This window comes from Novosphingobium sp. BL-A-28-Hi1-0D, from assembly GCF_055521755.1.
Window position 1 is genome coordinate 34,453 of sequence record NZ_JBVFVV010000002.1, and the last position, 21,542, is coordinate 55,994.

The 21,542-nt window shown below is 65.1% G+C and carries 20 protein-coding genes; 13 read left to right on the top strand and 7 right to left on the bottom strand.

Annotation, left to right across the window (positions count from 1 at the left end; all coding sequences use genetic code 11):
* Positions 1 to 55 precede the first annotated feature (55 nt).
* Complete coding sequence (locus ACZ1JW_RS17805; protein ID WP_465142996.1) at positions 56 to 964, top strand: SDR family NAD(P)-dependent oxidoreductase; 909 nt, start codon at positions 56 to 58, stop codon at positions 962 to 964.
* 220 nt (positions 965 to 1,184) lie between these two features.
* Here the strand turns inward: ACZ1JW_RS17805 and ACZ1JW_RS17810 are convergent, their stop codons facing one another.
* Both ACZ1JW_RS17810 and ACZ1JW_RS17815 read right to left on the bottom strand, forming a co-directional pair.
* A complete protein-coding gene (locus ACZ1JW_RS17810; RefSeq protein WP_465142997.1) occupies positions 1,185 to 1,481 on the bottom strand; it encodes a hypothetical protein in 297 nt (98 codons plus the stop codon).
* Between the two features lie 214 nt (positions 1,482 to 1,695).
* Positions 1,696 to 2,493: a helix-turn-helix domain-containing protein gene (locus tag ACZ1JW_RS17815; RefSeq protein ID WP_465142998.1), complete on the bottom strand. Its 798-nt coding sequence runs from the start codon at positions 2,491 to 2,493 to the stop codon at positions 1,696 to 1,698.
* Between the two features lie 147 nt (positions 2,494 to 2,640).
* Between ACZ1JW_RS17815 and ACZ1JW_RS17820 the strand changes: the two genes are divergently transcribed.
* From ACZ1JW_RS17820 to ACZ1JW_RS17830, 3 genes are all read left to right on the top strand, one after another.
* The gene (locus ACZ1JW_RS17820; RefSeq protein WP_465142999.1) at positions 2,641 to 4,383 is read left to right on the top strand and encodes a D-aminoacylase; all 1,743 of its coding nucleotides are present in this window, start codon (positions 2,641 to 2,643) and stop codon (positions 4,381 to 4,383) included.
* A 126-nt stretch (positions 4,384 to 4,509) separates the two neighbouring features.
* A complete protein-coding gene (locus ACZ1JW_RS17825) occupies positions 4,510 to 5,388 on the top strand; it encodes a Coq4 family protein (protein ID WP_465126633.1) in 879 nt (292 codons plus the stop codon).
* A 138-nt stretch (positions 5,389 to 5,526) separates the two neighbouring features.
* Positions 5,527 to 7,971 (top strand): TonB-dependent receptor, encoded by a 2,445-nt coding sequence (locus tag ACZ1JW_RS17830; protein ID WP_465126634.1) that lies wholly within the window; start codon positions 5,527 to 5,529, stop codon positions 7,969 to 7,971.
* Between the two features lie 59 nt (positions 7,972 to 8,030).
* Here the strand turns inward: ACZ1JW_RS17830 and ACZ1JW_RS17835 are convergent, their stop codons facing one another.
* From ACZ1JW_RS17835 to ACZ1JW_RS17855, 5 genes are all read right to left on the bottom strand, one after another.
* Positions 8,031 to 8,750, bottom strand: coding sequence for an RES family NAD+ phosphorylase (locus ACZ1JW_RS17835; protein ID WP_465126635.1), 720 nt, complete (start codon positions 8,748 to 8,750; stop codon positions 8,031 to 8,033).
* A complete protein-coding gene (locus ACZ1JW_RS17840; protein ID WP_465143000.1) occupies positions 8,722 to 9,096 on the bottom strand; it encodes an antitoxin Xre/MbcA/ParS toxin-binding domain-containing protein in 375 nt (124 codons plus the stop codon). The genes ACZ1JW_RS17835 and ACZ1JW_RS17840 overlap by 29 nt, the downstream gene beginning before the upstream one ends.
* A gap of 98 nt (positions 9,097 to 9,194) precedes the next feature.
* Positions 9,195 to 10,013 carry a Coq4 family protein gene (locus ACZ1JW_RS17845; protein WP_465126637.1) on the bottom strand — a complete coding sequence of 273 codons (819 nt, stop codon included), beginning with the start codon at positions 10,011 to 10,013 and terminating at the stop codon, positions 9,195 to 9,197.
* A 4-nt stretch (positions 10,014 to 10,017) separates the two neighbouring features.
* Positions 10,018 to 11,823 carry an acyclic terpene utilization AtuA family protein gene (locus ACZ1JW_RS17850; RefSeq protein ID WP_465143001.1) on the bottom strand — a complete coding sequence of 602 codons (1,806 nt, stop codon included), beginning with the start codon at positions 11,821 to 11,823 and terminating at the stop codon, positions 10,018 to 10,020.
* Complete coding sequence (locus ACZ1JW_RS17855; protein ID WP_465143002.1) at positions 11,816 to 13,507, bottom strand: FAD-dependent oxidoreductase; 1,692 nt, start codon at positions 13,505 to 13,507, stop codon at positions 11,816 to 11,818. Before ACZ1JW_RS17855 ends, ACZ1JW_RS17850 begins: the two co-directional genes overlap by 8 nt.
* A 143-nt stretch (positions 13,508 to 13,650) precedes the next feature.
* Here ACZ1JW_RS17855 and ACZ1JW_RS17860 point away from each other — a divergent pair, with 143 nt between their 5' ends.
* The 9 genes from ACZ1JW_RS17860 to estDL136 all read left to right on the top strand — a co-directional run bounded on the left by ACZ1JW_RS17860 (position 13,651) and on the right by estDL136 (position 21,533).
* Complete coding sequence (locus ACZ1JW_RS17860; RefSeq protein WP_465143003.1) at positions 13,651 to 14,379, top strand: EthD domain-containing protein; 729 nt, start codon at positions 13,651 to 13,653, stop codon at positions 14,377 to 14,379.
* Between the two features lie 21 nt (positions 14,380 to 14,400).
* Positions 14,401 to 15,288, top strand: a complete 888-nt coding sequence (locus tag ACZ1JW_RS17865; RefSeq protein ID WP_465126641.1) for an SDR family NAD(P)-dependent oxidoreductase — start codon at positions 14,401 to 14,403, stop codon at positions 15,286 to 15,288.
* Positions 15,289 to 15,573: 285 nt separating this feature from the next.
* Entirely contained in the window at positions 15,574 to 16,992 is a 1,419-nt protein-coding gene (locus ACZ1JW_RS17870) for a cytochrome P450 (RefSeq protein WP_465143004.1), read from the top strand.
* Positions 16,993 to 17,002: 10 nt separating this feature from the next.
* On the top strand, positions 17,003 to 17,335 hold the full coding sequence (locus ACZ1JW_RS17875; protein ID WP_465126643.1) for a 2Fe-2S iron-sulfur cluster-binding protein: 333 nt from the start codon (positions 17,003 to 17,005) through the stop codon (positions 17,333 to 17,335).
* Between the two features lie 259 nt (positions 17,336 to 17,594).
* Complete coding sequence (locus tag ACZ1JW_RS17880; protein ID WP_465126644.1) at positions 17,595 to 18,467, top strand: SDR family NAD(P)-dependent oxidoreductase; 873 nt, start codon at positions 17,595 to 17,597, stop codon at positions 18,465 to 18,467.
* Positions 18,464 to 18,889 carry a nuclear transport factor 2 family protein gene (locus ACZ1JW_RS17885; RefSeq protein WP_465126645.1) on the top strand — a complete coding sequence of 142 codons (426 nt, stop codon included), beginning with the start codon at positions 18,464 to 18,466 and terminating at the stop codon, positions 18,887 to 18,889. The genes ACZ1JW_RS17880 and ACZ1JW_RS17885 overlap by 4 nt, the downstream gene beginning before the upstream one ends.
* Positions 18,886 to 19,692, top strand: a complete 807-nt coding sequence (locus ACZ1JW_RS17890; RefSeq protein ID WP_465143005.1) for an SDR family NAD(P)-dependent oxidoreductase — start codon at positions 18,886 to 18,888, stop codon at positions 19,690 to 19,692. Before ACZ1JW_RS17885 ends, ACZ1JW_RS17890 begins: the two co-directional genes overlap by 4 nt.
* Entirely contained in the window at positions 19,692 to 20,591 is a 900-nt protein-coding gene (locus tag ACZ1JW_RS17895; RefSeq protein ID WP_465143109.1) for an NAD-dependent epimerase/dehydratase family protein, read from the top strand. The genes ACZ1JW_RS17890 and ACZ1JW_RS17895 overlap by 1 nt, the downstream gene beginning before the upstream one ends.
* A gap of 15 nt (positions 20,592 to 20,606) precedes the next feature.
* Positions 20,607 to 21,533, top strand: a complete 927-nt coding sequence (gene estDL136, locus ACZ1JW_RS17900; protein WP_465143006.1) for a chloramphenicol hydrolase — start codon at positions 20,607 to 20,609, stop codon at positions 21,531 to 21,533.
* Positions 21,534 to 21,542: the final 9 nt, after the last annotated feature.

Below are 21,542 nucleotides of genomic sequence, written 5' to 3' on the forward strand. Positions count from 1 at the left end.
TCCCCGCCCTGCTTTTGTAAGTGTTACTAACAAAACAGGGCAGAGGAGCCGCAGCGTGCAAGACTTCGCAAACCAGATCGCGTTCATCACCGGCGGCGCCTCGGGAGCCGGGCTCGGTCAGGCGCAAGTCTTTGGCCGCGCAGGCGCAAAAGTCGTCATCGCCGACATCCGCGCCGATGCCATCGAGCAGGCCCTCGCCACCCTGCGCGCCGAGGGCATCACCGCCCACGGTCTCGTGCTCGACATCATGGACCGCGCCGCCTACGCCCGCGCCGCCGACGAGGTCGAAGCCGTGTTCGGCGCCCCGCCCACGCTCCTGTTCAACACCGCCGGCGTGAACAGCTTCGGCCCGGTCGAGAACACCAGCTACGACGATTTCGACTGGATCATCGGCGTCAATCTCGGCGGCGTGATCAACGGCATGGTCACTTTCGTGCCGCGCATGATCAGGAGCGGCAAGCCCGGCCACATTGTGACCACCTCATCGCTCGGCGGCCTGATGGGCAGCGCCCTTGCCGCGCCCTATTCTGCGGCCAAGGCGGCGGTGATCAACCTGATGGAAAGCTACCGTCAGGGCCTCGAGAAGCACCAGATCGGCGTCTCGGTCCTGTGCCCCGCCAACATCAAGTCCAACATCGCCGAAGCCAGCCGCCTGCGCCCCGCCCAGTTCGGCCAGAGCGGCTATGTCGAAAACGAGGACTCGATCGCCTCGCTCCACTCGATCCACCAGCACGGCATGGACCCCGTTGAACTTGCGCAGCACGTCAAGCGCGGCATCGAGGCCAACCAGCTCTACATCATCCCCTACCCCGAAGCGAAAGACGGCTTGCGCGCCCATTTCGACGCAATCGTCGATTCCGTCCTCCCCCTCGAAGCCGACCCCGAAGGCGCCCGCCTGCGCACCGAAGCCCTGCGGAACTGGGCCGCGGACCGGGCAAAGGTGTTCATGGAGAAGGGCGGCTGAGCAGCCCACGATCCTCCCCGTTTTCGCGAAGCGCAAATGGGGAGGTGGCAGTCCGCAGGACTGACGGAGGGGTAAAGGCCCCTCCAGCCCTGACTCTTCGTCAATTCCTAAAGCCAGAACCTCGTCATCCCCGCGCAGGCGGGGATCCAGTCCATTCAAGGACGCCGTCGCAAAGCGACGACCTAGTCGTTTGCTGGATTCCCGCCCTAAAGGGAGAGGACTAAACTTCCGCCTTCGGCTTCCACCACGCGAAAGCCAAGATAATTAGGCCACCGACGAAAGCGCCGATCGCCACCCAACCTGCCGTAAAAGGCAGCTGGGGTCCGCAGAAGTCGATGCAATAGACCTTCGGGCCTCTGGCCGGAGCGTCCACGCCAAAGAAATCGGCGAATGGTTCCCACCCGCCCGTGACTGCCGATCTGACATAGGCGTTGACGATCCACGCCTGAATGATGCCTGCGAAAAGCGCGACCATGAATAGCAACAAGGCAGCCAGTAATCGTCGGTCGCGCTGCATGGTGCGTCTCCAGTTACCGCATGACTGAAGTCTATGCTGCGGAACGGCAGCGATCCACCCTGATTTCCGCCGATAAGAACCGATACCACACCCACCGTCACCCCGGGCTTGACCCGGGGTCCCGCTTTTCTTCTCCGCCGCTCGACAAGAAGAAGCGGGATCCCGGGTCAAGCCCGGAATGACGGGACCATGGGACCTGTGGGCGATGGCCCCCTCAAACCGGCCCCTTAGCACCCCCCGCTCCCAGCGCCTCGGTCCATGCCGAAATCCCGTCCACCCGCATCGGCTCCATATCCAGCCCGCGCATCACGCTGAGCATGCCGTACCACCCGCTGCCCGGTGCGGCGGGGTGGGCCAGGTGGTCGCGTTCGGCAAGGGCCTGCACTTCCACGTGGTGCCGCTCGATCAGCTCGGCCAGCTGCGCCGCGCCTGCGGGGGATAGCTTGACCGTCTCGGCGCTGTAGATCGTCTCGGGCTGCGAATAGTCGAGTTCGAAGAAGGTGCGCTTCATGTGTGCCTCGAACAGCGCGCGCAGCGGCTGCTTGCGGAACACCAGCGCGCGGTCGACCAGCGGCCGCACGCGTCCGCTGCGCAAGCGGTCGATCAGCGCCAGCCGCTCCAGCCGGTCGAGCGCGGCATCCATCGCAGGTGCGGGCACGTTGAAGTCCGCCGCCACTTCATCGGGCGGCACCCCGCCCAGCAGCGCCATGAACAGGAACGACAGGAAGATATTGGTCGAAAGTGCCTTTTCCTGCGCCAGCGTCAGTTCGTGCGCCAGATCGCCGGGGCTCTCCTCCGCCTCGCGCGCCAGATCGCCCAGCACCAGCCCGCATAGCTGCGCCATCCGCTCAAGCCGGTCGATGGTCAGGCCCTTCCCCGCGAGCCAGCGTTTCACGGTCGCCTCGCCCACGCCAAGCTCTTTGGAGATTCGCAGCACAGTCCAGCCTTCGCTGCGCAAATGGCGTCGCAGGGCTGCGATCATCGCGGATGCCGTTGGCTCGTATCGTGTCATGATCCGAATTAGATAACAGGATGATCCTTTTGGCAAGAGCCCCGCTTCGCAAGTCACGGCCTGCGCATATGCTGCACTCAACAAGCGAGATTCTGCACGGATGCTGCGCAGCACGCGTCGGTCCGGCGAACCAAACGGGAGAACACAATGTCCGACATCCTGATCAAGAACGGCACCGTCGTGGACGGCACCGGCGCACCCGCCTTCAAGGCCGATGTGCGCGTGAAGAACGGCGTGATCGCCGAAGTGGGCCAGAACTTGCAGGCCACTGGCGAGCGCGTGTTCGACGCGACCGATTGCCAGGTCACCCCCGGCTTCATCGAAAGCCACACCCATTATGACGGCACGATGTGGTGGCAGCCCGATCTCGATCCGCTGCCCGGCTACGGCGCCACGACGATGGTCATGGGCAACTGCGGTTTCTCGCCCGCCCCGCTGCACAAGTACATGCCCGCCCAGCGCGAGATGATCGGCATCTTCTCGTTCTTCGAGGACATCCCCGAAGGCCCGTTCATGCAGAACCTGCCATGGGACTGGAACACCTGGAGCGAATACCGCGCCTCGGTCGAACGCAACGTCAAGTCGCCGCTCAACTTCGCCGCCTACGTCGGCCACATCGCCATCCGCCTTGCTGCGATGGGCGTCGAGGCATGGGAGCGAGAAGCGACCCCGGAAGAAATCGCCAAGATGGCCGATCTGCTCGACGATGCACTGGCCGCAGGTGCATTGGGCCTTTCGGACAACATGCACGACCATGACGGCCAGAACCGCCCGGTCCCCTCGCTCAAGGCCTGCGACGCCGAGTTCGAAGCCCTGTTCGACGTGATGGAGCGCTACCCCGGATGCTGCTACCAGGTCATCGTCGACACCTTCATGCGCATGACCGGCCCTGCCAACCTCGAACGGCTTGCCAAGCTGCTCGGCGGCCGCAAGATCAAGGTGCAGATCGCAGGCGCCATCCCCACGCTCGAATTCCAGAAGCCGATCCTGCCCGCGATGCAGGAATCGGTGCGCAAGATGCGCGAAGCCGGTGTCGACGTATGGCCGGGCTACGCCCACGTCTCGCCCACCTCGACGCTCAGCCTCGTCAAGTCGCTGATCTTCGCGCAGTCGAACGATTACGTCTGGCATGAAGTCGTGCTCGAGGACGATCACCACAAAAAGGCCGCGCTCCTTGCCGATCCGGCATGGCGTGCCCGTGCCCGCGAAAGCTGGGACACCCAGGCCTGGGATCACTCCCCGCTCAAGAACCCGCAGGAGCTGTTCCTGCTCGACAGCGAGAACGGCACCGGCCCCCTGAACATCACGCTCAAGGAATATGCCGACAGCCTCGGCCTGCATCGCTCGGATGCGATGGCTGACTGGATCCTCAAGAACGGCACCCGCTCCACCGTCCACATGGCCCCCTTCCCCAAGGACGAGGACCTGACGCTCGAGCTGATGAAGGACCCCAGGACCGTCGGCAACATCTCGGACGCAGGCGCCCACCTGCAGATGCTGTGCGGTGGCGGCGAGAATGCGCTACTCCTCACCCAGTATGTCCGCGAACAGAAGAAGCTGACCCTCGAAGAGGCCGTCCACGTGATGACCGGCAAGCTCGCCGGGCACTTCAACCTGCACGATCGCGGCGTGATCGCGGTGGGCAAGCGCGCCGATATCGCGGTGTTCAACATGGACGAGATCCAGCGCCGCGAAATGGTCAAGGCGCACGACGTGCCCGATGGCCGCGGCGGCACCACCTGGCGCTTTACCCGCGCCGCGATGCCCACCCGCCTCACCCTCGTGAACGGCGTGCCGACCTTCGAGAACGGCGCCTTCACCGGCGCGATGCCCGGCCAGTTCCTCTCGCCCGCCAACGACGATGCCGCGCTGGCAGAGGCTGCCGAGTAATGCCCTTGGCGAGGGCTACTCCCCCAAGATGATCCCTCGCACCTGGGGGCGTCCACTCCCTCCCGGACGCCCCCATACCTCTTTCAGAACAAGACTTTACGGAAAGCCAACGGAAAGGAAGTCCCCATGAGCGAAGCGAAGATAGGCGACGCCGACCGGGCCTACTTCAACGGCCGGATCCAGAAGATCGAGACGCAGAGCTCGGTGCTGGTCAGCTCGTCGAAGTACCTCAACCATTCGGGTCTGCGTGCCCTCATTTCGCAGGAAATGCTGCGCCGCAACGGGCCTGACCTGCCGAACACCGCCTACATCCCCGAAGTCGCGCAGATCCTCCACGATCTCGAGGACATGCCCCGCATCATCGAACTGTTCGAGATGGAAAAGGCGCGCTTGCCGCTGTTCAAGCGCTGGCTTGACCGCAAGAGCCTGTCGAACTTCACGATCGAGGAAACCAAGGGCTGCGCTCCGGGCACGCTGGGCGCAAAGATCCACGATTTCATGGTGAACTCGGGCTACCAGCTCGACCTGTTCTTCCAGGAAATCCAGGTCGTCAACGATTTCACCTACTACCTGCGCCAGACCGCGCTTTCGCACGATATCGAGCACATGATCACCGGCTTCGGCCCCAATCACGGCGGCGAGATCGCACTGCTCTCGGCCAACATGCACGCCAAGGCGCTCTACTTCCACCCGGAACTGTCGAACTTCTTCAGCCGCATCGCCTACTACCTCAAGGCCAAGACGACGATGAAGGACGCGCTGTTCTATCCCGAAGCGATGGTCGTGAACCTCGAGGCAGAGTTCATCGGCGCGCAGCAGGGCCGCAACTGGAAGTACCCGCTGATGCTGGTCGACTGGCGCGAATATGCCGACGTCCAGATCGAGGACATCCGCCGCGAGCTGAACATCACGCCCGTGATCGACAGCCGCTGGGACGACACCAACCGCCTCTGCAACGAGGACGATCCCAACTACGGCGTGCCGATGATGGAAGCTGCCGAATGAAGGCCAGTCCGATCATTTCCGGACCACCAGACTGAATACCGGGGCGGCGGGCGCGATGCGCTCTGCCGCCCCTTTGCATTGCCGCCACGGCAAAAGCCCGGGCGACACGAAGAACGACAACACAACGGAGGGAGAGACATGATGAAAGCACGGCATTTCCGGACGCGTCTCCTGCGCGGTTCGATCCTCGGCCTGAGCGCCCTGTCGCTGGCGCCCATGGCGCACGCCGAAGAGGCTGCGGCAGATGAACCGCAGGCCACCGACCAGCCGGCGACTGGCCAATCGGCCTCGGTCCAGGAAATCATCGTCACCGCGCAGCGCCGCGAGGAAAGCCTGCAGAAGGTTCCCGTGGCCGTCACCGCCATCGGCAGCGAACAGCTCGCCGCCCTTCGCGTGACCAGTGTGCGCAACCTCGCAGGGCTTGCCCCCAGCCTCCAGTTCAACACGCAGGGGCAGCAGTCCAACCCCACGATCATCATTCGCGGCGTGGCCTCGGGCACCTCGTCCAACTCGGTCGACCCCAAGGTCGGCATGTATATCGACGGCGTCTACATCGGCCGCGCGGTCGGTTCGCTGCTCGATTTCTCCGACATCCAGCGCGTCGAAGTCCTGCGCGGGCCGCAGGGCACGCTGTTCGGCCGCAACGCCACCTCGGGCGCGATCAGCATCGTCACCGCCGCGCCGAAGGGCGAATGGGGCGTGCGCGCCACCGGCTCCTATGGCAACTACGATGCCTTCCGCGGCAAGATCTCGCTCGACCTGCCGCAGATCGGCCCGTTCTCGATCCGCCTGTCCTACCTGCACGACCAGATCGCCGGCGACGTCACCAACACCATGGGCGGCAAGGGCCTCAACATCGCCCTGCGCGCGCCCGAATTCGGCACGCAGCGCTTCGTCAACAAGCTCGGCTATCGCAACGTCGATGGCGGGCAGGTCGCCATTCGCGGCGAGTTCGGCGCACTGACCGCCGATTACCGCTTCGACTATACCGACACCCGCTCCTCGGGCCGCGCGATGCAGAGCCTCGGCGTGATCCCCGATGCCTCGGGCCAGCTGCTTGCTCCCATCGTCTCGCTGCAACCCTTCTTCGGCGGCACCACCAACGAAGGGCTCAACGGTCCGCTCTCCTCGGTCGCCGCTGCGACCAGCGAGGAGCATATCGTCACGCAGGGCCACAGCCTGACCCTGTCGCTCGAAGCCAGCGACAACTTCACCGTCAAGTCGATCAGCGCCTATCGCAAGTTCCGGCAGGACCCGGTGATCTTCGATCTCGGCTCGGCAGGCGGCATGCGCTTCACCTTCCAGCAGCTGGGCGCGTTCCTCACCCCCGGCCTCACCCCGCAGCAGATCCAGGGCATCCTGTTCAACCCGGCCAACGTGCCCGGTCCCAACGACTATTTCTTCCCGCTGCTCTCGGCCCGCGCCACCAACCAGGAACAGTTCAGCCAGGAACTGCAGTTCCAGCTCTCGGGCGACAACTACCAGCTCACTGCCGGTCTGTTCTACTTCAACGAACGCTCGCCTGGCACCGAAGTGCTCGGCATCCTTTCGCCCACGCCCAGCGCGACGATCGTGCCCAGCCCGTTCGACGCGATCTTCGGCAGCGGCATCACCCGCACCGTCGGCGTGAACGATTCGATGGCCGGCTATGCCCAGCTCACCTGGAAACTGTCCGACCAGTTCGAGCTGACCGGCGGCCTGCGCGGCACGATCGACGACCGCGAATTGCAGATCAAGGCCATTTCCGGCGCGCAGGGCGGCTCGCTTGGCGTCGGCACCTACAAGCAGACCTACAAGAAGCTCACCTACACCGGCATCGCCACCTGGCGTCCGAATGACCAGACCATGATCTTCGCCAAGATCGCCACCGGCTACGTCTCGGGCGGCATCCTCTCGGGCATCCCCTATCGCCCGGAAAACATGACCAGCTACGAAGTCGGTGCCAAGACCCAGTTCCTCGACAACAAGGTGCGCCTCAACGTCGCGGGGTACTACAACGACTACAAGGATCTGCAGACCCAGAACTTCATCAACGGGCGGCAGTTCTTCGACAACGCGGGCAAGGCCAAGATCAAGGGCTTCGAAGCCGAACTCGATGTCGTTCCGGTCGCTGGCCTCAACCTGTCGGGCAGCGTGTCCTACACCGATTTCGATTACGACACCTTCATCCTCAACGGGCAGGACGTCGCCGCCTTCGCCCGCCCGACCTACTTCTCGAAGTGGACCGGCCGCGCCGCCGCGACCTACAACTCGCCTGATTTCACCAGCAATGGCGGCCATGTCACGGCGCTGCTCGAAGGCCGTTACCGCAGCACCTACTTCCTCACCTCCACCCCGCTGCGCAACATCCTCACCGGCCAGCCCGCGCTCGAGGACCGCAACAAGCAGCCAGCCTTCTGGCTGGTCAACGGCCGCCTCGGCGTGGCCGACCTTCCCTTGGGCGGCGCGAAAGTCTCGCTCTCGGTGTTCGGGGACAACATCTTCGACAAGCGCTTCATCAGCTTCGGCGCGCCGGTGCTGCTGTTCACCGGCAGCTACGAACGCGGCCGCACTTATGGCCTGGAGCTTGGCGTAAACTTCTGATCGAGTTGCAACAGGGAGAGGGGCCGGGGCGAAAGCTCCGGCCCCTCAGTCATATCATGTCACCGCAACCCGAACGCTGCGGCCGAAAACTCGAACCTGTCATCGTGGGGAAAGGCGGCCAAGGCGATCAGGCGATCCCCCTCATAACGAAGGTGCCAGGTCTTCCCATGGTGCGGCCTCGCCTCGGCAAATGCCGCGGGATCAAGGATCACGACATTGAAGCCCGCCGGATCGCGGACCGACCGTGTCCTTATCGCTTGGGTTTTGGCAACACGCGCTTCCGCAGCAAGCGCCTGACACGCGCTGTAATCGTCAGGGTCTGTCCACGCCGCCTCATCGTCAGCAAATGGGGGAGAAGTGAGGTCCAGCGCGCTCTCGCTTGCCACGCGAACCCAGAAGCTGGTGCATTCGATGGTGGTGACAGGTGGCGCGAAACCCGGAGAGCGCGAGAAGAAGCGCAATCGCCAGTATGATGCTTCCGTCAAAGCCGTGCGCTCGGCCTCGCTCGAATAGAAGATGCCCGGTCGTTCGTCGGCACGGCGAAAGCGGCTGGCCTGGCGATGTCCATAGCGAAAGGGCGATGCCAGCAGAAAGTCCATATGCCGCGCCGCCAAAGGGACCTGCGGCTTCACCTCCTCCGCCAGTTCTTCGAGCGCTTCCTGCTCCGCTCTGGTCCTGGCGAGGCGGTTTGTCGAAATCCGGTGCTGGGCTTCGACCAGTCGCCAGACCTTCCCGCGGTATGGCCGGTGCTCAGACGCGAGCGCGGTAGAAGTCCACATAGTCGCAGACCTCCATCAAGCCCCGCATCGTATCAATCCGGTCGATCGGCTTGCCGTCGAGATCAAGATTGACGGTGTTCAGCCATGCCTTTGCGGCGTTGTCGTCACTGCCCAGCAAGGCGTCAAGGGACCGGAACAGGCGCAGCAGGAACTGGCCGGCTTCGAAAGACTTGGACGCAGGGTCAAGTGCCGTCGTGCCGGCGCGCAGGCGCGATACCGTCGCCGGGGATAGCCCCAGAATGGACCCCAGCTTGGCATTGCTCAGGCTCCAGAGATCACCGATCCTGAGGACGGCACCGGACAGCGCACCGGCCTTTTCCTGCAGCGGCTTGGCAAGCGCAACCATGATCGGCGCTCCTTTCAAATGAAAGATATATAGTAAAATCGTTCATTTGGGCAAGAGCGACTGCATCCGGAACCGGCATTTCTGGTGCGGCAACCCAATCAGCTATACTCCGGCCACAGCAGCGAAGCCTCGCGGCTGTCGAGGTCGACCGCGCCGACGATGCCAAGCGCCGCCCGCGCCTCTTCCAGCGGCAGGTGGAACACGTCCTCGTACTTCGCCATCCAGTAGGGGCCAGACTGCTCGCCCACGTCCATGCCGCAGCGCACCGCCTTCAGCACAGTCGGAAACGCCGCCGGATAGTGCAGCCCGGTGCGCGAGACGAGCCGCAGCGCGCCAAGCAACTGCCCGGCATTGATCAGCCCGACCAGTTCGGGATCAAGGAAGCGCGGAAGGTTCGATAGCCGCGCGAAGTAGGGCACCAGCTCGCCGATGATGTCGAACCCGCCGCCGCAGACGATATGCTCCAGATCATGCGTCTGCCCGCTGCGCAGCGAGAAATACTCGAACTGGTTGCGCGGGGTAAAGCGCGGCACGATGTCGATCTCGAACCCGTTGTCGCGCAAGTAGCGCCCGAACATGTGGCCGAGCGATCCTTCGGGATTGGCCAGCAGCTCATCCACCGTGAAGTTCGACGAAAAGCCCGCCTCGAACCACGCATCCAGCTCGGGCCAGCGCTTGCGCTCGGCGGTGAACAGCGCCTCGATCCGTGGCACATCAAAGATGTCGGCAAGGATGCCATAGAGCTTGTGCGCATCAAGCGTGGTGGGCGAATCCTTGCCGCTCTTGCGCAAGTACGCCGTCGCCAGCCAGTCGCGCAGGCGCGGCTCGTTCAGGTAGTCCGAATTGCTGACCAGCACGGTGCTGTCAGTCGCCACCGGCTTCGCGCCACGCGCGAGATAGGGCAGGTCATCGGCCATCGTTCTATCCTTTTTCGAGTAACGAGCGCGGCACCTGCACCGGCATTTCCAGCAGGTGCTGCGCCATGCTCTTTGCCGCCGCATCGAAGCGCGGCGAAAGATTGATCCCGCCGCCCTGCGCATCGTGGGCGAGGAAGTTGATCGCGCAGGTACCCGGCACTTCGAACGCTTCAACCCGCGCATGGGCAGGATCGTCGAACAGGTGGCGATACCATTCGGTCACGGCCTCCACGCTGAGGCTCGCCCTGATCCACGGCAGGAAGGCAGGCTCACGCGCGATGACGGCCACGTTGAACAGCCGCCCCTTGTCGCCACTGCGCGCCCAGGCCAGCCGGATCAGCGGCACTTCGACAAGATCGTCAGCGACTGGCGAGAACGGCGCTTCGATCTGCGGCAGCACGGCCGGATCGAACCCCGGCCTGACCGGATCGGCAAAGTCCAGCGCCACCCCATCCAGCGCCACCGCCTGCGTCACCCGCGCCCGGTCGATCAGGCCGAAGAACATCCCCGTCAGCGGAAAGGCCCTTGGCGCGGCAATGATCGGCGCAATTGAAGTGCCGACGCTCATGTTCATGATCGCCGTGGTCTGCTCGCGCCCGAACAGCATGCAGGCTGCAGGCATGGCATGATCGACCACGATCTTGAGCAGAACTTCACGCGGAGCCAGTGCCGCAGCCCTCGGCCCCCACGCCGTCTCGGTCCCGATCACCTCGACATGGCTTTGCCGCCACGGTCCCCAGCCCCGCTCCTCCAGCATGGCCGAAACCCGTTCGAGCAGGGCATCCGCCGTCCGCCGCGCCTTGGCCACCGCATCGATCCCGCTCACCGGGATCAGCGCGACCGAGCGCCAGCCATCATCGAACGTGCCGCACAGCTTCAGCGTTTCAGGCGGCGCGTAACCCTTGGCCCCGCACACCAGCACCCTGTCCGGCCCCACCTGCTCCACCGTGATCCCGGTAAAGTCGCAGACCACATCGGGCACGATGTAGGCGCGCGGATCGCCCACTTCGTAGAGCAGTTGCTCGGAAATCGTGCCGACCGACACCAGCCCTCCGGTGCCCTCAGGCTTGGTCATCACCACGCTGCCATCGGCATGGCATTCGCCCACCGGGAAGCCGATGTTGGCCCAGTCCGGTACGTCCTGCCAGTCGGTGAAGGTCCCGCCCGTCGCCTGCGCGCCGCATTCGAGCAGATGCCCGGCCACGGTGCCCGCCGCCAGCAGATCGAGGTCGTCCGCCCCCCAGCCGAATTCGTGGATCAGCGGCCCCAGGATCAGCGCGGAATCGACCACGCGCCCGGTAATCACCACGTCCGCCCCGGCATCGAGCGCGCGGGCAATCCCGAACGCGCCGATATAGGCGTGCATGCCGATGCCGCCTTCGGGCAGAGGCGCACCGCTATACATGTCGCGCAATCCCTCGGCGCGAAGGTCGGGCACCAGATGTTCGACATCGTCGCCGGTCACCGTCGCGACGCGCAGCTCCAGCCCCTGTTCGCGTCCGCGCTGGCGGACCAGCTCGGCAAGGCCTTCCGGGTTCATGCCCCCGGCATTGGCGGTCACGCGGATGCCGCGCGCCTTCAGCTCCTTCAGGTACGGCCCGATGTGAATGTCGACGAAATCCGGCAGGAAACCCGAGGCGGGGTCCGCCTGCTTCATTCGCCGGAAGATCCCCATCGCCCCTTCGCCAAGGTAATCGAAGGCAAGGTAGTTCAGCCCCTCGACCTTGAGCAGCCCCGGCACCGCAATCGCGCTGTCGTTCAGCGCCCCGCTCGCCCCGCCGATGCGGACGACTTTCTGCGCTTCAGTCATTGGCGCCGGTCAGGTCTCGTGCCGCAACATAGCCGAAGGTCATCGCAGGGCCGATGGTCACGCCCGCACCCGGATAGCTTTCGCCCATGGCCGAAGCGGCGTTGTTGCCCACGGCATAGAGGCCGGGGATCGGCTTGCCGCCGTCGTCCACCACTTGCGCCTTGGCATTGGTGCGCAGGCCCCCGTTGGTGCCGATGTCGCCGGGGTAGATCGGCATGGCGTAGAACGGCCCCTCGGTCAGCGGGCGCAGGCAGGGGTTGGGCTGGTGGCGATAGTCGCCGTACATCTTGTCATAGGCCGCATCGCCGCGATGGAATTCGGGGTCTTCGCCCTTGGCGGCCCCTGCATTGAAGCGCGCGATCTGCAGTTCGAGCGCGGCGGAATCGACGCCCATCGCCTTGGCCAGCTCGCCGATCGTGCGCCCCTTCTTGAGGATCGACTTGACCGCGCCCGATTGCAGCCAGTCGGGCACCAGCGGCAGCAGCGGGCCCATCGGGAACTGGTGGCGATACTTGTGGTCGAACACCATCCAGCTTGGGGACGCGTCGCCGAATTCCTTCTCCCGCCGCGCCATCTGCTGGCCGACGATGTGATAGGAGGCCGCCTCGTTGAGATAGCGCTGGCCCTTCTGGTTGACCATGATGCACCCCGGCAGCGCGCGCTCGATCGTGCACAACCGCCCGCGATCCTCGCCCGGCACGTAGAACACCGGCGCGGCCCAGGCCGACTGCATGTTCATCGTGCCCGCGCCCACGGCCTGCCCCGCACGGATCGCATCGCCGGTATTGCTTGTCACCCCGCCCGATGCCCAGGCCTTGTTGTAGAGCGGGGCGTTGGCATCGCGCATCTGCTGGTTCTTGTCGAACCCGCCCGCCGCCAGCACCACGCCCTTGCGCGTGCGGATGGCAAAGGGCTTGCCGTCCTTCTCCACCACGATGCCGACAACCCGGCCATTCTCGGTCACCAGCTCCTTCATCGGCGTGGCCAGCCAGAGCGGCACCCCGACCTCGTTGAGCGCCACCCGCAAGCCCCCGGTCAGCGCATTGCCCAGCGTCAGCCGCCGGTCCTTGCGCGAGGTGAAGCGCAGCGGCCAGTCGAACCAGTACTTGGCCATGTTCTTCGCCAGGCCCGTCAGCCAGCCGGGGCCGCGATAGAGCAGCTGATATGTCTCGGCGAAGGTCCAGTTGAGGTAGCCGAACAGGCTGGCGGCGGGGGAGGGAAGTCGCTGCGTTTTCAGATCGTTACCCAGCAGCGTGCCGTCGAACATTTCGGGCAGGTGGGTGCGGTATCCCGTCACCGATCCGCCGGGATTCTCCGCATGGTAATCGGGATAGGGCTGCGAGGTGTAGATCACCCCGGTGTTCGCAGTCACCCAGCGCAGCATCGGCGCGGCGTTCTCGACATAGGCGCGGATGTTCTCGTCGGGCACGTTGTCGGCCGAAAGCGCGCGGACGTACTTGAAGGCGTCGTCGAGATTATCCTCGAATCCCAGGGCCTTGGCCTGATCGCTCCCGGGAATCCAGATGCCCCCGCCCGACGTCGCGCTGGTCCCGCCCCAGAGCTTGTCCTTCTCGACCACCAGCACCTCGGCCCGGTTCTTCGCCGCCACGAGCGCGCTGAGCATCCCGCCCGCGCCCGATCCCACGACGACGACGTCGACTTCCTTTTGCCAGTTCACGGTCATATTGTCCTGCCAGCGGGGCGCATCGGCGCCCTCTCTCCCGAAATTTGACGCAAACGTCGGCCAGACTTGCGCTCATGTCAACTCCATGCGTAGAATAGGTGCAAGGATTCTACGAAAAATATGGGTTAGGAGAGGCTGAAGCGATGGAAAAGGTCGTCGCCGCGCTTTGGGCGCCACCGGGCGAAAGTCGCGCGGCCTATGGCGCGCGCCTGCTCGAAACGCTGCCGCAGGCGCTGGTTTCCGCAGGTGCCAGCCGCGTGCGCCTCAACATCCGCGATGCCACGGTAGCGCCGGGCGAGGCCTTGGTCCAGCAGTGGCAGGCCCCGCAACAGGCCGCCGTCGCGCAATTCTGGATGCCGTCCGCCAACGCCCGCTTCCGGGGCGAGGTCGACGCCGCGCTCAGCGAACACAGCGCATGGTTTGCCGCGTGGCTGGTCTGCGAATCGGAGATCATCCCGAACACCGCCCATCCGTGTTCACGAAATGTTTCCCCAGGGAAACATCGCACATGGGGCTGGAGCCAGGCGAGCTTCATTTCGTTCCGTCCGGACCTCTCACGCGATGCCGCCATCGCCCACTGGCATTCGCATCATACCCGCGTGGCGATCGAGACTCAGGCCAACTTCGAGTACGTCCAGAACCTGATCGTGCGCCCATTGACCGAGAATGCGCCCGCTTACAGTGCGTTCGTGGAAGAATGCTTTCCGATCAATGCCTTGAGTGAACCCGAAGCCTTCTTCGACGCGGTCGGCAATCCGGCCAAGTTCAAGGCCAATCTCGATGCGATGATGGACAGCTGCCACGCTTTCCTCGACTTCACCCGCAACGACATCATCCCCACCAGCCAGTTCGACTTCGCCCATCTGGGCTGACCTGAATCAAGAGGAACCGACATGTCCGACCAACCGAAAATCGCTCCAAAGGTCGCTCTCGTCACCGGGGCCAGCCGGGGCGCAGGCGCCGGGATCGCCCGGGGCTTTGGCGAGATGGGATACACCGTCTATGTCACCGGCCGCACCGTGACGCCGGGCGATGCCAAGGGCTGGGACGGCACCGTGCTGCCCGGCACCGTTTCCGAAACCGCGCAGAAAATCAATGACCTGGGCGGCAAGGGCATTCCCGTGGTCTGCGATCATGCCGACGATGCGAGCGTTGCGCGCGTGTTCGAGCAGATCATGGACGAGCAGGGCCGCCTCGACGTGCTGGTCAACAATGCCGCCTACATGCACCACCAGCTGATCGACAAGGCGCCGTTCTGGGAGAAGGAGCTGGACGCGCAGAAGATCATCGATGTCGGCCTGCGCAGCGCCTATGTGGCGAGCTGGCACGCGGCGAAGATCATGGTGCCGCAGAAGTCCGGCCTGATCGCGATGACCTCGTCGTTCGGCGCGACCTGCTACATGCATGGCCCAGCCTATGGCGCGCAGAAGGCCGGGCTCGACAAGCTGGCGCACGACATGGAGCATGATTTCCGCGGCACCGGCGTGATCGCGGTCTCGCTATGGCTCGGCCCGCAGCTGACCGAGCGCGCATTGATCGCGGCCAAGACCAATCCGGAGCAGTACGAAGGCTTCCTATCGATGGCCGAAAACCCCGAATTTTCCGCGCACGTGCTGGCCGCGATCGACAAGGCTCCGAACCGCGACGAGCTTTCGGGCCAGACGCTGATCGTGGCGGAGATCGCCAAGGAGCTGGGCGTTACGGACCGCGGGCATGACCGGCCTTCGCACCGCGACATGCTGGGCAGCCCGCGTCCGAAGAATCCGGCGGCGGTTTATTGAGGGGTAGCGCCTTTGCCCACCCCCGACCCCTCCCGCCTGCGGGAGGGGAGTAAGAGTTGGCGACCTCCCGCTTGCGGGAAGGGGACCCTGTTGCGCTTTCTTCCCCCCTCCCGCAAGCGGGAGGGGTTGGGGGTGGGCCTGCGAAGCCTGTCGGCCAAGTTCACCTGATGATCCCCCACGGATCATCGCACGATACCTCCCTACCCTGACCTCTTGCGCCCGATCCCGTGCGCCATAGGCTTCGCCGGTCAAGCCGGAGCAACCGGCCGATTGGGAGAAAATCGCATGGCAAGCGCAGCACCTTCTGCCGGTGGCCTTCCCTTGCTCGATGGGGGCGCGCCACTTCTTGGGCATCTCGCACAGTTTTTCCGCGATCCGGTTTCGGTCCTGAAACGCGGCTACCGTTCGAAGGGGCGGATGTTCGCGATGAACTTCATGGGCCAGCGCATGAACGTGATGCTGGGGCCCGAACACAACCGCTTCTTCTTCGAAGAGACCGACAAGCTGCTCTCGATCCGGGAGTCGATGCCGTTCTTCCTCAAGATGTTCTCGCCCGATTTCTATTCCTTCGCCGAGATGGACGAGTACCTGCGCCAGCGCGCGATCATCATGCCCCGGTTCAAGGCGGCATCGATGAAGCAGTACGTGCCGGTGATGGTCGAGGAATCGCTCAACCTGGTTGACCGGCTGGGCGAGGAAGGCGAGTTCGACCTGATCCCGACATTGGGCCCGGTGGTGATGGACATCGCCGCGCACAGCTTCATGGGGCGCGAGTTCCACGAGAAGCTGGGGCACGAGTTCTTCGACCTGTTCCGCGATTTTTCGGGCGGCATGGAATTCGTCCTGCCGCTGTGGCTGCCGACGCCCAAGATGGTGAAATCGCAACGCGCCAAGAAGAAGCTCCACGCGATCCTGCAATCGTGGATCGACAAGCGCCGCAGCCTCCCGCTCGATCCGCCCGACTTCTTCCAGACGATGATCGAGACGAAGTATCCCGATGGCCGCCCCGTGCCTGACGAGATCATCCGCCACCTGATCCTGCTGCTGGTGTGGGCAGGCCATGAAACCACGGCAGGACAGGTCAGCTGGGCACTCGCCGACCTGCTGCAGAACCCCGGCTATGCCAAAGTGCTGCGCGACGAGACGGCGGTACTGCTGGGCGGTGGCAATGGCGGAAACCTGAGCTGGGAACATGCCATCGCCATGGAGAAGATGGACCTTGCCCTGCGCGAGACCGAGCGGCTTCATCCGGTGGCCTACATGCTCAGCCGCAAGGCCAGCGCCGACATCGAGCGCGAAGGCTATACCATCCGCAAGGGCGAGTTCGTGCTGCTGGCGCCTTCTGTCAGCCACCGCATGGAAGAGACCTTCCCCAACGCCGATGCCTATGATCCTGAACGCTTCAACCCGGCCAATCCGGAAGCGCAGACGACAAGCAATTCGCTGATCGGCTTTGGCGGCGGGGTGCATCGCTGCGCGGGCGTGAACTTCGCGCGCATGGAAATGAAGGTGCTGGTGGCGATCCTGCTGCAGAACTTCGACATGGAACTGATCGACGAGGTCAAGCCTATCGCAGGCGCATCGACGTACTGGCCGGCCCAGCCCTGCCGCGTGCGCTACAAGCGGCGCAAGGTGGACGGGGCTGCGGCAAGCGCGGACGTTGCGGCACTGGCCAAGGCGGCCGGTTGCCCGGCGCATGCGTGAGGCGCACTGAATGGCCAAGGTGACTTTCGTCCAGCCGGACGGTTCGCAGCGCACGTGCGTCAATTTCGAGGGCATGACCCTGATGCAGCTCGCGGTCGGCAATCTTGTCGACGGGATCGACGCGCTGTGCGGGGGGATGATGCAGTGCGCAACCTGCCACTGCTACATCGACCCCGAATGGCTCGACCGCACGGGTGCGGCGCGGCCTGACGAACGCGAGATGCTCGAGGCCATCGAGGGGGTGGAGATCCGTGCCAACAGCCGCCTGTCCTGCCAGGTCCAGCTTGGCGAGGAGCTTGACGGGCTGGTGGTGCACATTCCGGCGGATCAGCCGGGGGTGTAAGTGGCGTATCCGCGCGGGCGTGGTGCACCCTCCCCGCTGCGACTAATCTCGCCTTTGGCTCAATAAGTCTCGCTCCCCTCCCTTTAGGGAGGGGCTGGGGGCGGGTGTACGACGCTCGGTATTTCGAGACCTCCGGCATCTGCAGGGTCGGCACTCTCATTCTACGCATCCGGTTGACATCTTCGATCACCGGAAACAGAATGCGTAGAAACAATAAGAATATATGCCGAATCATCGGCGCGGAGAGGAACTGTATCCGATGACTGCGGGAACGAACGCCGGGCTTGCTGCGCAGGCGCTGGACTTCACCGGAAAGACCGTGCTCGTCACCGGCGGCGGCGTGGGCATCGGCCGGGCGATTGCCGAGGCCTTTGCGGGCGCGGGTGCACATGTCGTCATCGCCGAGATCGACCCGGCCAACGCCGATGCCGCCGAGGCCGCCATGCCCACCGCGCGCGTGATCCGCTGCGACGTGCGCCAGCGCGGCGTGGGCGCAATGCTGGCCGAGCGGATCGCTGCGGAGACCGGCAGGCTCGACGTGCTGGTCAACAATGTCGGGCACTTCGTCCACGCCCGGCCCTTTGCCATGCTGGAGGAGGAAGAGGCCGAGGAAATTCTCGACGTGAACCTTGGCCAGTTGCTGCGCATGACCAAGGCGATGATCCCGCTGCTGCGCAAGGGCGCGCCGGGATCGAGCATCATCAATGTCACCTCGATCGAGGCCCATCGCGGCATCCCCTATTGCTCGGTCTATGCGGCGGCGAAGTGGGCGGTGACGGGCTTTACCAAGAGCCTTGCGCTGGAGCTTGGGCCCGAAGGCATCCGCGTGAACACCATCGCGCCCGAGACGACGGATACGCCGCAAGTGGCGCTCGACTACATGATCCCGCCGGAGAACCGCGCCCACGAGGAGCGCTGGATACCGCTGGGCCGGTTCGGCCAGCCGAGCGACTGCGCGGGCGCGGCGCTCTACCTCGCCAGCCCGCTGGCGGCGTGGGTAACCGGCAGCACGATCAACATCGACGGCGGCGCGCTGGCGGCGGCAGGATGGTATCGCACGCCGCAGGGCGAATGGACCAACGTCCCGCTCATTTCCGGCAATGGGCTCGTGATTCCCGGAACAGTTTCGTGAGCGACCTTGCCGCCTTGCGGCGCACGGCGGAGCGCTATGCCCTTGGCGCGGACCGGCGCGACAAGGCGCTGTGGCGCGAGGTGCTGGCCGACGACATCGAGATTTCGGGACCGGGTTTCAGCATCGCGGGGCTTGAGGCGAACCTTGGCTCAATCGACCATCTGACCCACGCCTTCGTCGCCACGCGCCATGTGGTGCACGACATGGACGTGACCGTGGAGGGCGACACTGCGCATGGCGAGACCCGCTCCACTGCCGAGCATCGCATTGCCGGTGAGCGTGGCGACACGCTGCTGGTCTGGGCGATCCGCTATCAGGACCAGTGGCGGCGCGAAGGTGATGCGTGGAAGTTCACCCGGCGCGCACTGATCGTCGATTGGGAGGAGTTGCGCCCCGTCTCGAACCCGGGTGGGGCTGCGTGAGCGGTCTTGCCGGGCGGACGGCGTTCGTCACCGGTGCGACCGGCGCGATTGCCGAAGCCTGCGCCCTGCAGCTTGCCCGCGACGGCGCACGGCTGGCGCTGATGGCGCGGCGGCCGGATGGGCTGGCCGAAGTTGCCGCGCGCATCCGTGCGCAGGTGCCGGGGGCAGAGATCCACCATTTCGTCGGCGATGGCACCGACGAGAAGGCCGTGGCGGATGCGGTACGCGGCGCGCATGACCTTTCCGGACGGCTGGACGTGGCCTTTGCCACGGTCGGCGGGGGCGGGTTCAAACCCATTGTTCACAGCACGGCGGACGACTTCCGCGATGCCTTCGAGAGCAATGTCGTCTCCGCCTTTCACGTGATCCGCGCAAGCGCTCCGCTGATGCGCCCCGGGGGTTCGATCGTGTGCCTGTCTTCGGGCGCGGCGGTGCTGACGTTCCGCCACCTTGCGGCCTACCATGTGGCCAAGGCTGCGCTGGAGGGGCTGGTGCGGTCCGCTGCCGACGAGCTGGGGCCATCGGGCCTGCGCGTCAATGCGATCCGTCCCGGCCTGACCCGATCAGGCGCGACGAAGGACATGTTCGATGGCGGCGCGGCGCAGGCTTTCCTGCCCGAATACCCGCTCGGCCGGCTGGGCGAGGCGCAGGACATGGCGGGCGCCGTGCGGTTCCTTGCAGGCGACGAAAGCGCCTGGGTGACCGGGCAATGCATCGCCGTCGACGGCGGCAATCTGCTGCGCCGCAGCCCTGATCTTGCACCACTGCCGGTGGTGAACGCGAATTCCGAAGGGAGAGAATGATGAAGGTACTGGTCATCGGAGGCACGGGAGCGCTTGGCGGCCATGCCGCGCTGCATCTGGCAGCGCAGGGACATGACGTGACGATTACCGGGCGCTCGTCCGCACCGGCCGGGACGCCGCTTACGGGGCTGGGGTTCATGGCGGGCGATTATGTCGCGGGGGACTTTACCGCCGACAAGCTCGAGGGGTTCGACTGGATGGTCTTTGCCGCGGGCAACGATCCGCGCCACGTGCCGCAGGGCGAGGACTTCGGGGCCTGGCTGAAAAAGGCCAACCACGTGGCCCTGCCTGCCGTGTTTGCCGCTGCGCGTGAGGCGGGCGTGAAGCGTGCCGTGCAGCTTGGCAGCTTCTATCCGCAGGCCGCGCCAGACCTGATTGCGGGCAACGTCTATATCCAGTCGCGCCTTGCCGCCTGCCAGCTGGCGCGCAACGAGGCATCTCACGACTTCGACGTGGTCAGCGTCAACGCGCCGTTCATGGTGGGCGCAGTGCCGGGCCTGCCAAGCGCGATCTTCGAGCCCTATGTCGCCTGGGCCAAGGGACAGATCCCGATCCCCTACTTCGCACCGACCGGGGGCACGAACTTCATGTCGTTCCGGTCATTGTCCGAAGCCATCGAGGGTGCGCTGGAGCGCGGCGAGCCGGGCAAGGCCTATCTGGTGGGCGATGAGAACCTGACATTCCGCGAATACTTCCAGCTGTTCTTCGACGCCGTTGGCAGCGATGTGGTGCTGGAGGAGCGTGACGAGGAATTGCCGCTGCTGCCCGACATCGCCATCCCGCAAGGGCGCGGCAACACGATCAGTTATGAACCCGATGCTGGCGAAACCGCGCTGCTCGGCTATCGTCGCGGCGACGTGGCGGCGGCTGTCGCTGAAATCGCTGCGCAATACGGCTAACGGAGAGGCCCCAAGATGACGCTCAATCCCCAGGTCGAGGCGCTGCTCGGCTTTTTCGCGCAGATGCCGCCGGTCGATTACGAGACGGTGACGCCCGAGCAACTGCGCGAGGCGAACAAGCCGATGCAGATGGGCCCGCCGCCTGCGGTGGCGCACGTGCGCGATGTGACGCTGGAGCTGACGGGGCGCACGATCACGGCGCGGCTCTACAAGCCCGAGGGCGCGGGCGAGAATGCGCCGCTGGTGTTGTTCTACCATGGCGGCGGCTGGGTGATCGGATCAATCGAGAGCCATGATGCCACGGCCCGCGCGCTGGCTGTGGCGAGCGGGGCGGCGGTGCTTTCGGTCGAGTACCGGCTGGCGCCCGAGACGCCCTTCCCCGGCCCGCTCGACGATTGCCACGATGCGCTGCTCTGGGCGGTGGAGCACGCGGGCGAGCTGGGCATTGATCCGGCGCGGCTGGCGGTGGCGGGTGACAGCGCGGGCGGCAATCTTGCCGCAGCCGTGGCGATCCGCGTGCGCGATGCGGGCGGGCCGAAGCTGGCGCACCAGCTGCTGATCTATCCGGTGACCGACACCGATTTCGAGAACGGCTCCTACACCGAGAATGCCGAAGGATATTTCCTGACCACGCGGATGATGCAGTGGTTCTGGGCACATTACGTGGGCGACCACGGCGACCCGCACCCGCACGCGGCGGTCCTGCGTCACGACAATCTGGAGGGCCTGCCGCCCGCGACGGTGCTGGTGGCGCAGTACGATCCCTTGCGCGACGAAGGGCTGGCCTATGCCGAGGCGCTGAAAGCCGCAGGGGTTCCGGTGGAGACCGAGCTGGCGCCCGGCATGATCCACGGCTTCTTCTCGATGTTCGAGGCGGTGCCCGATGCCATGCCCTATATCGAACGGGCCGGTGCGCGATTGAAGGCGGCTTTCGCGGGCTGACCGCCGCCG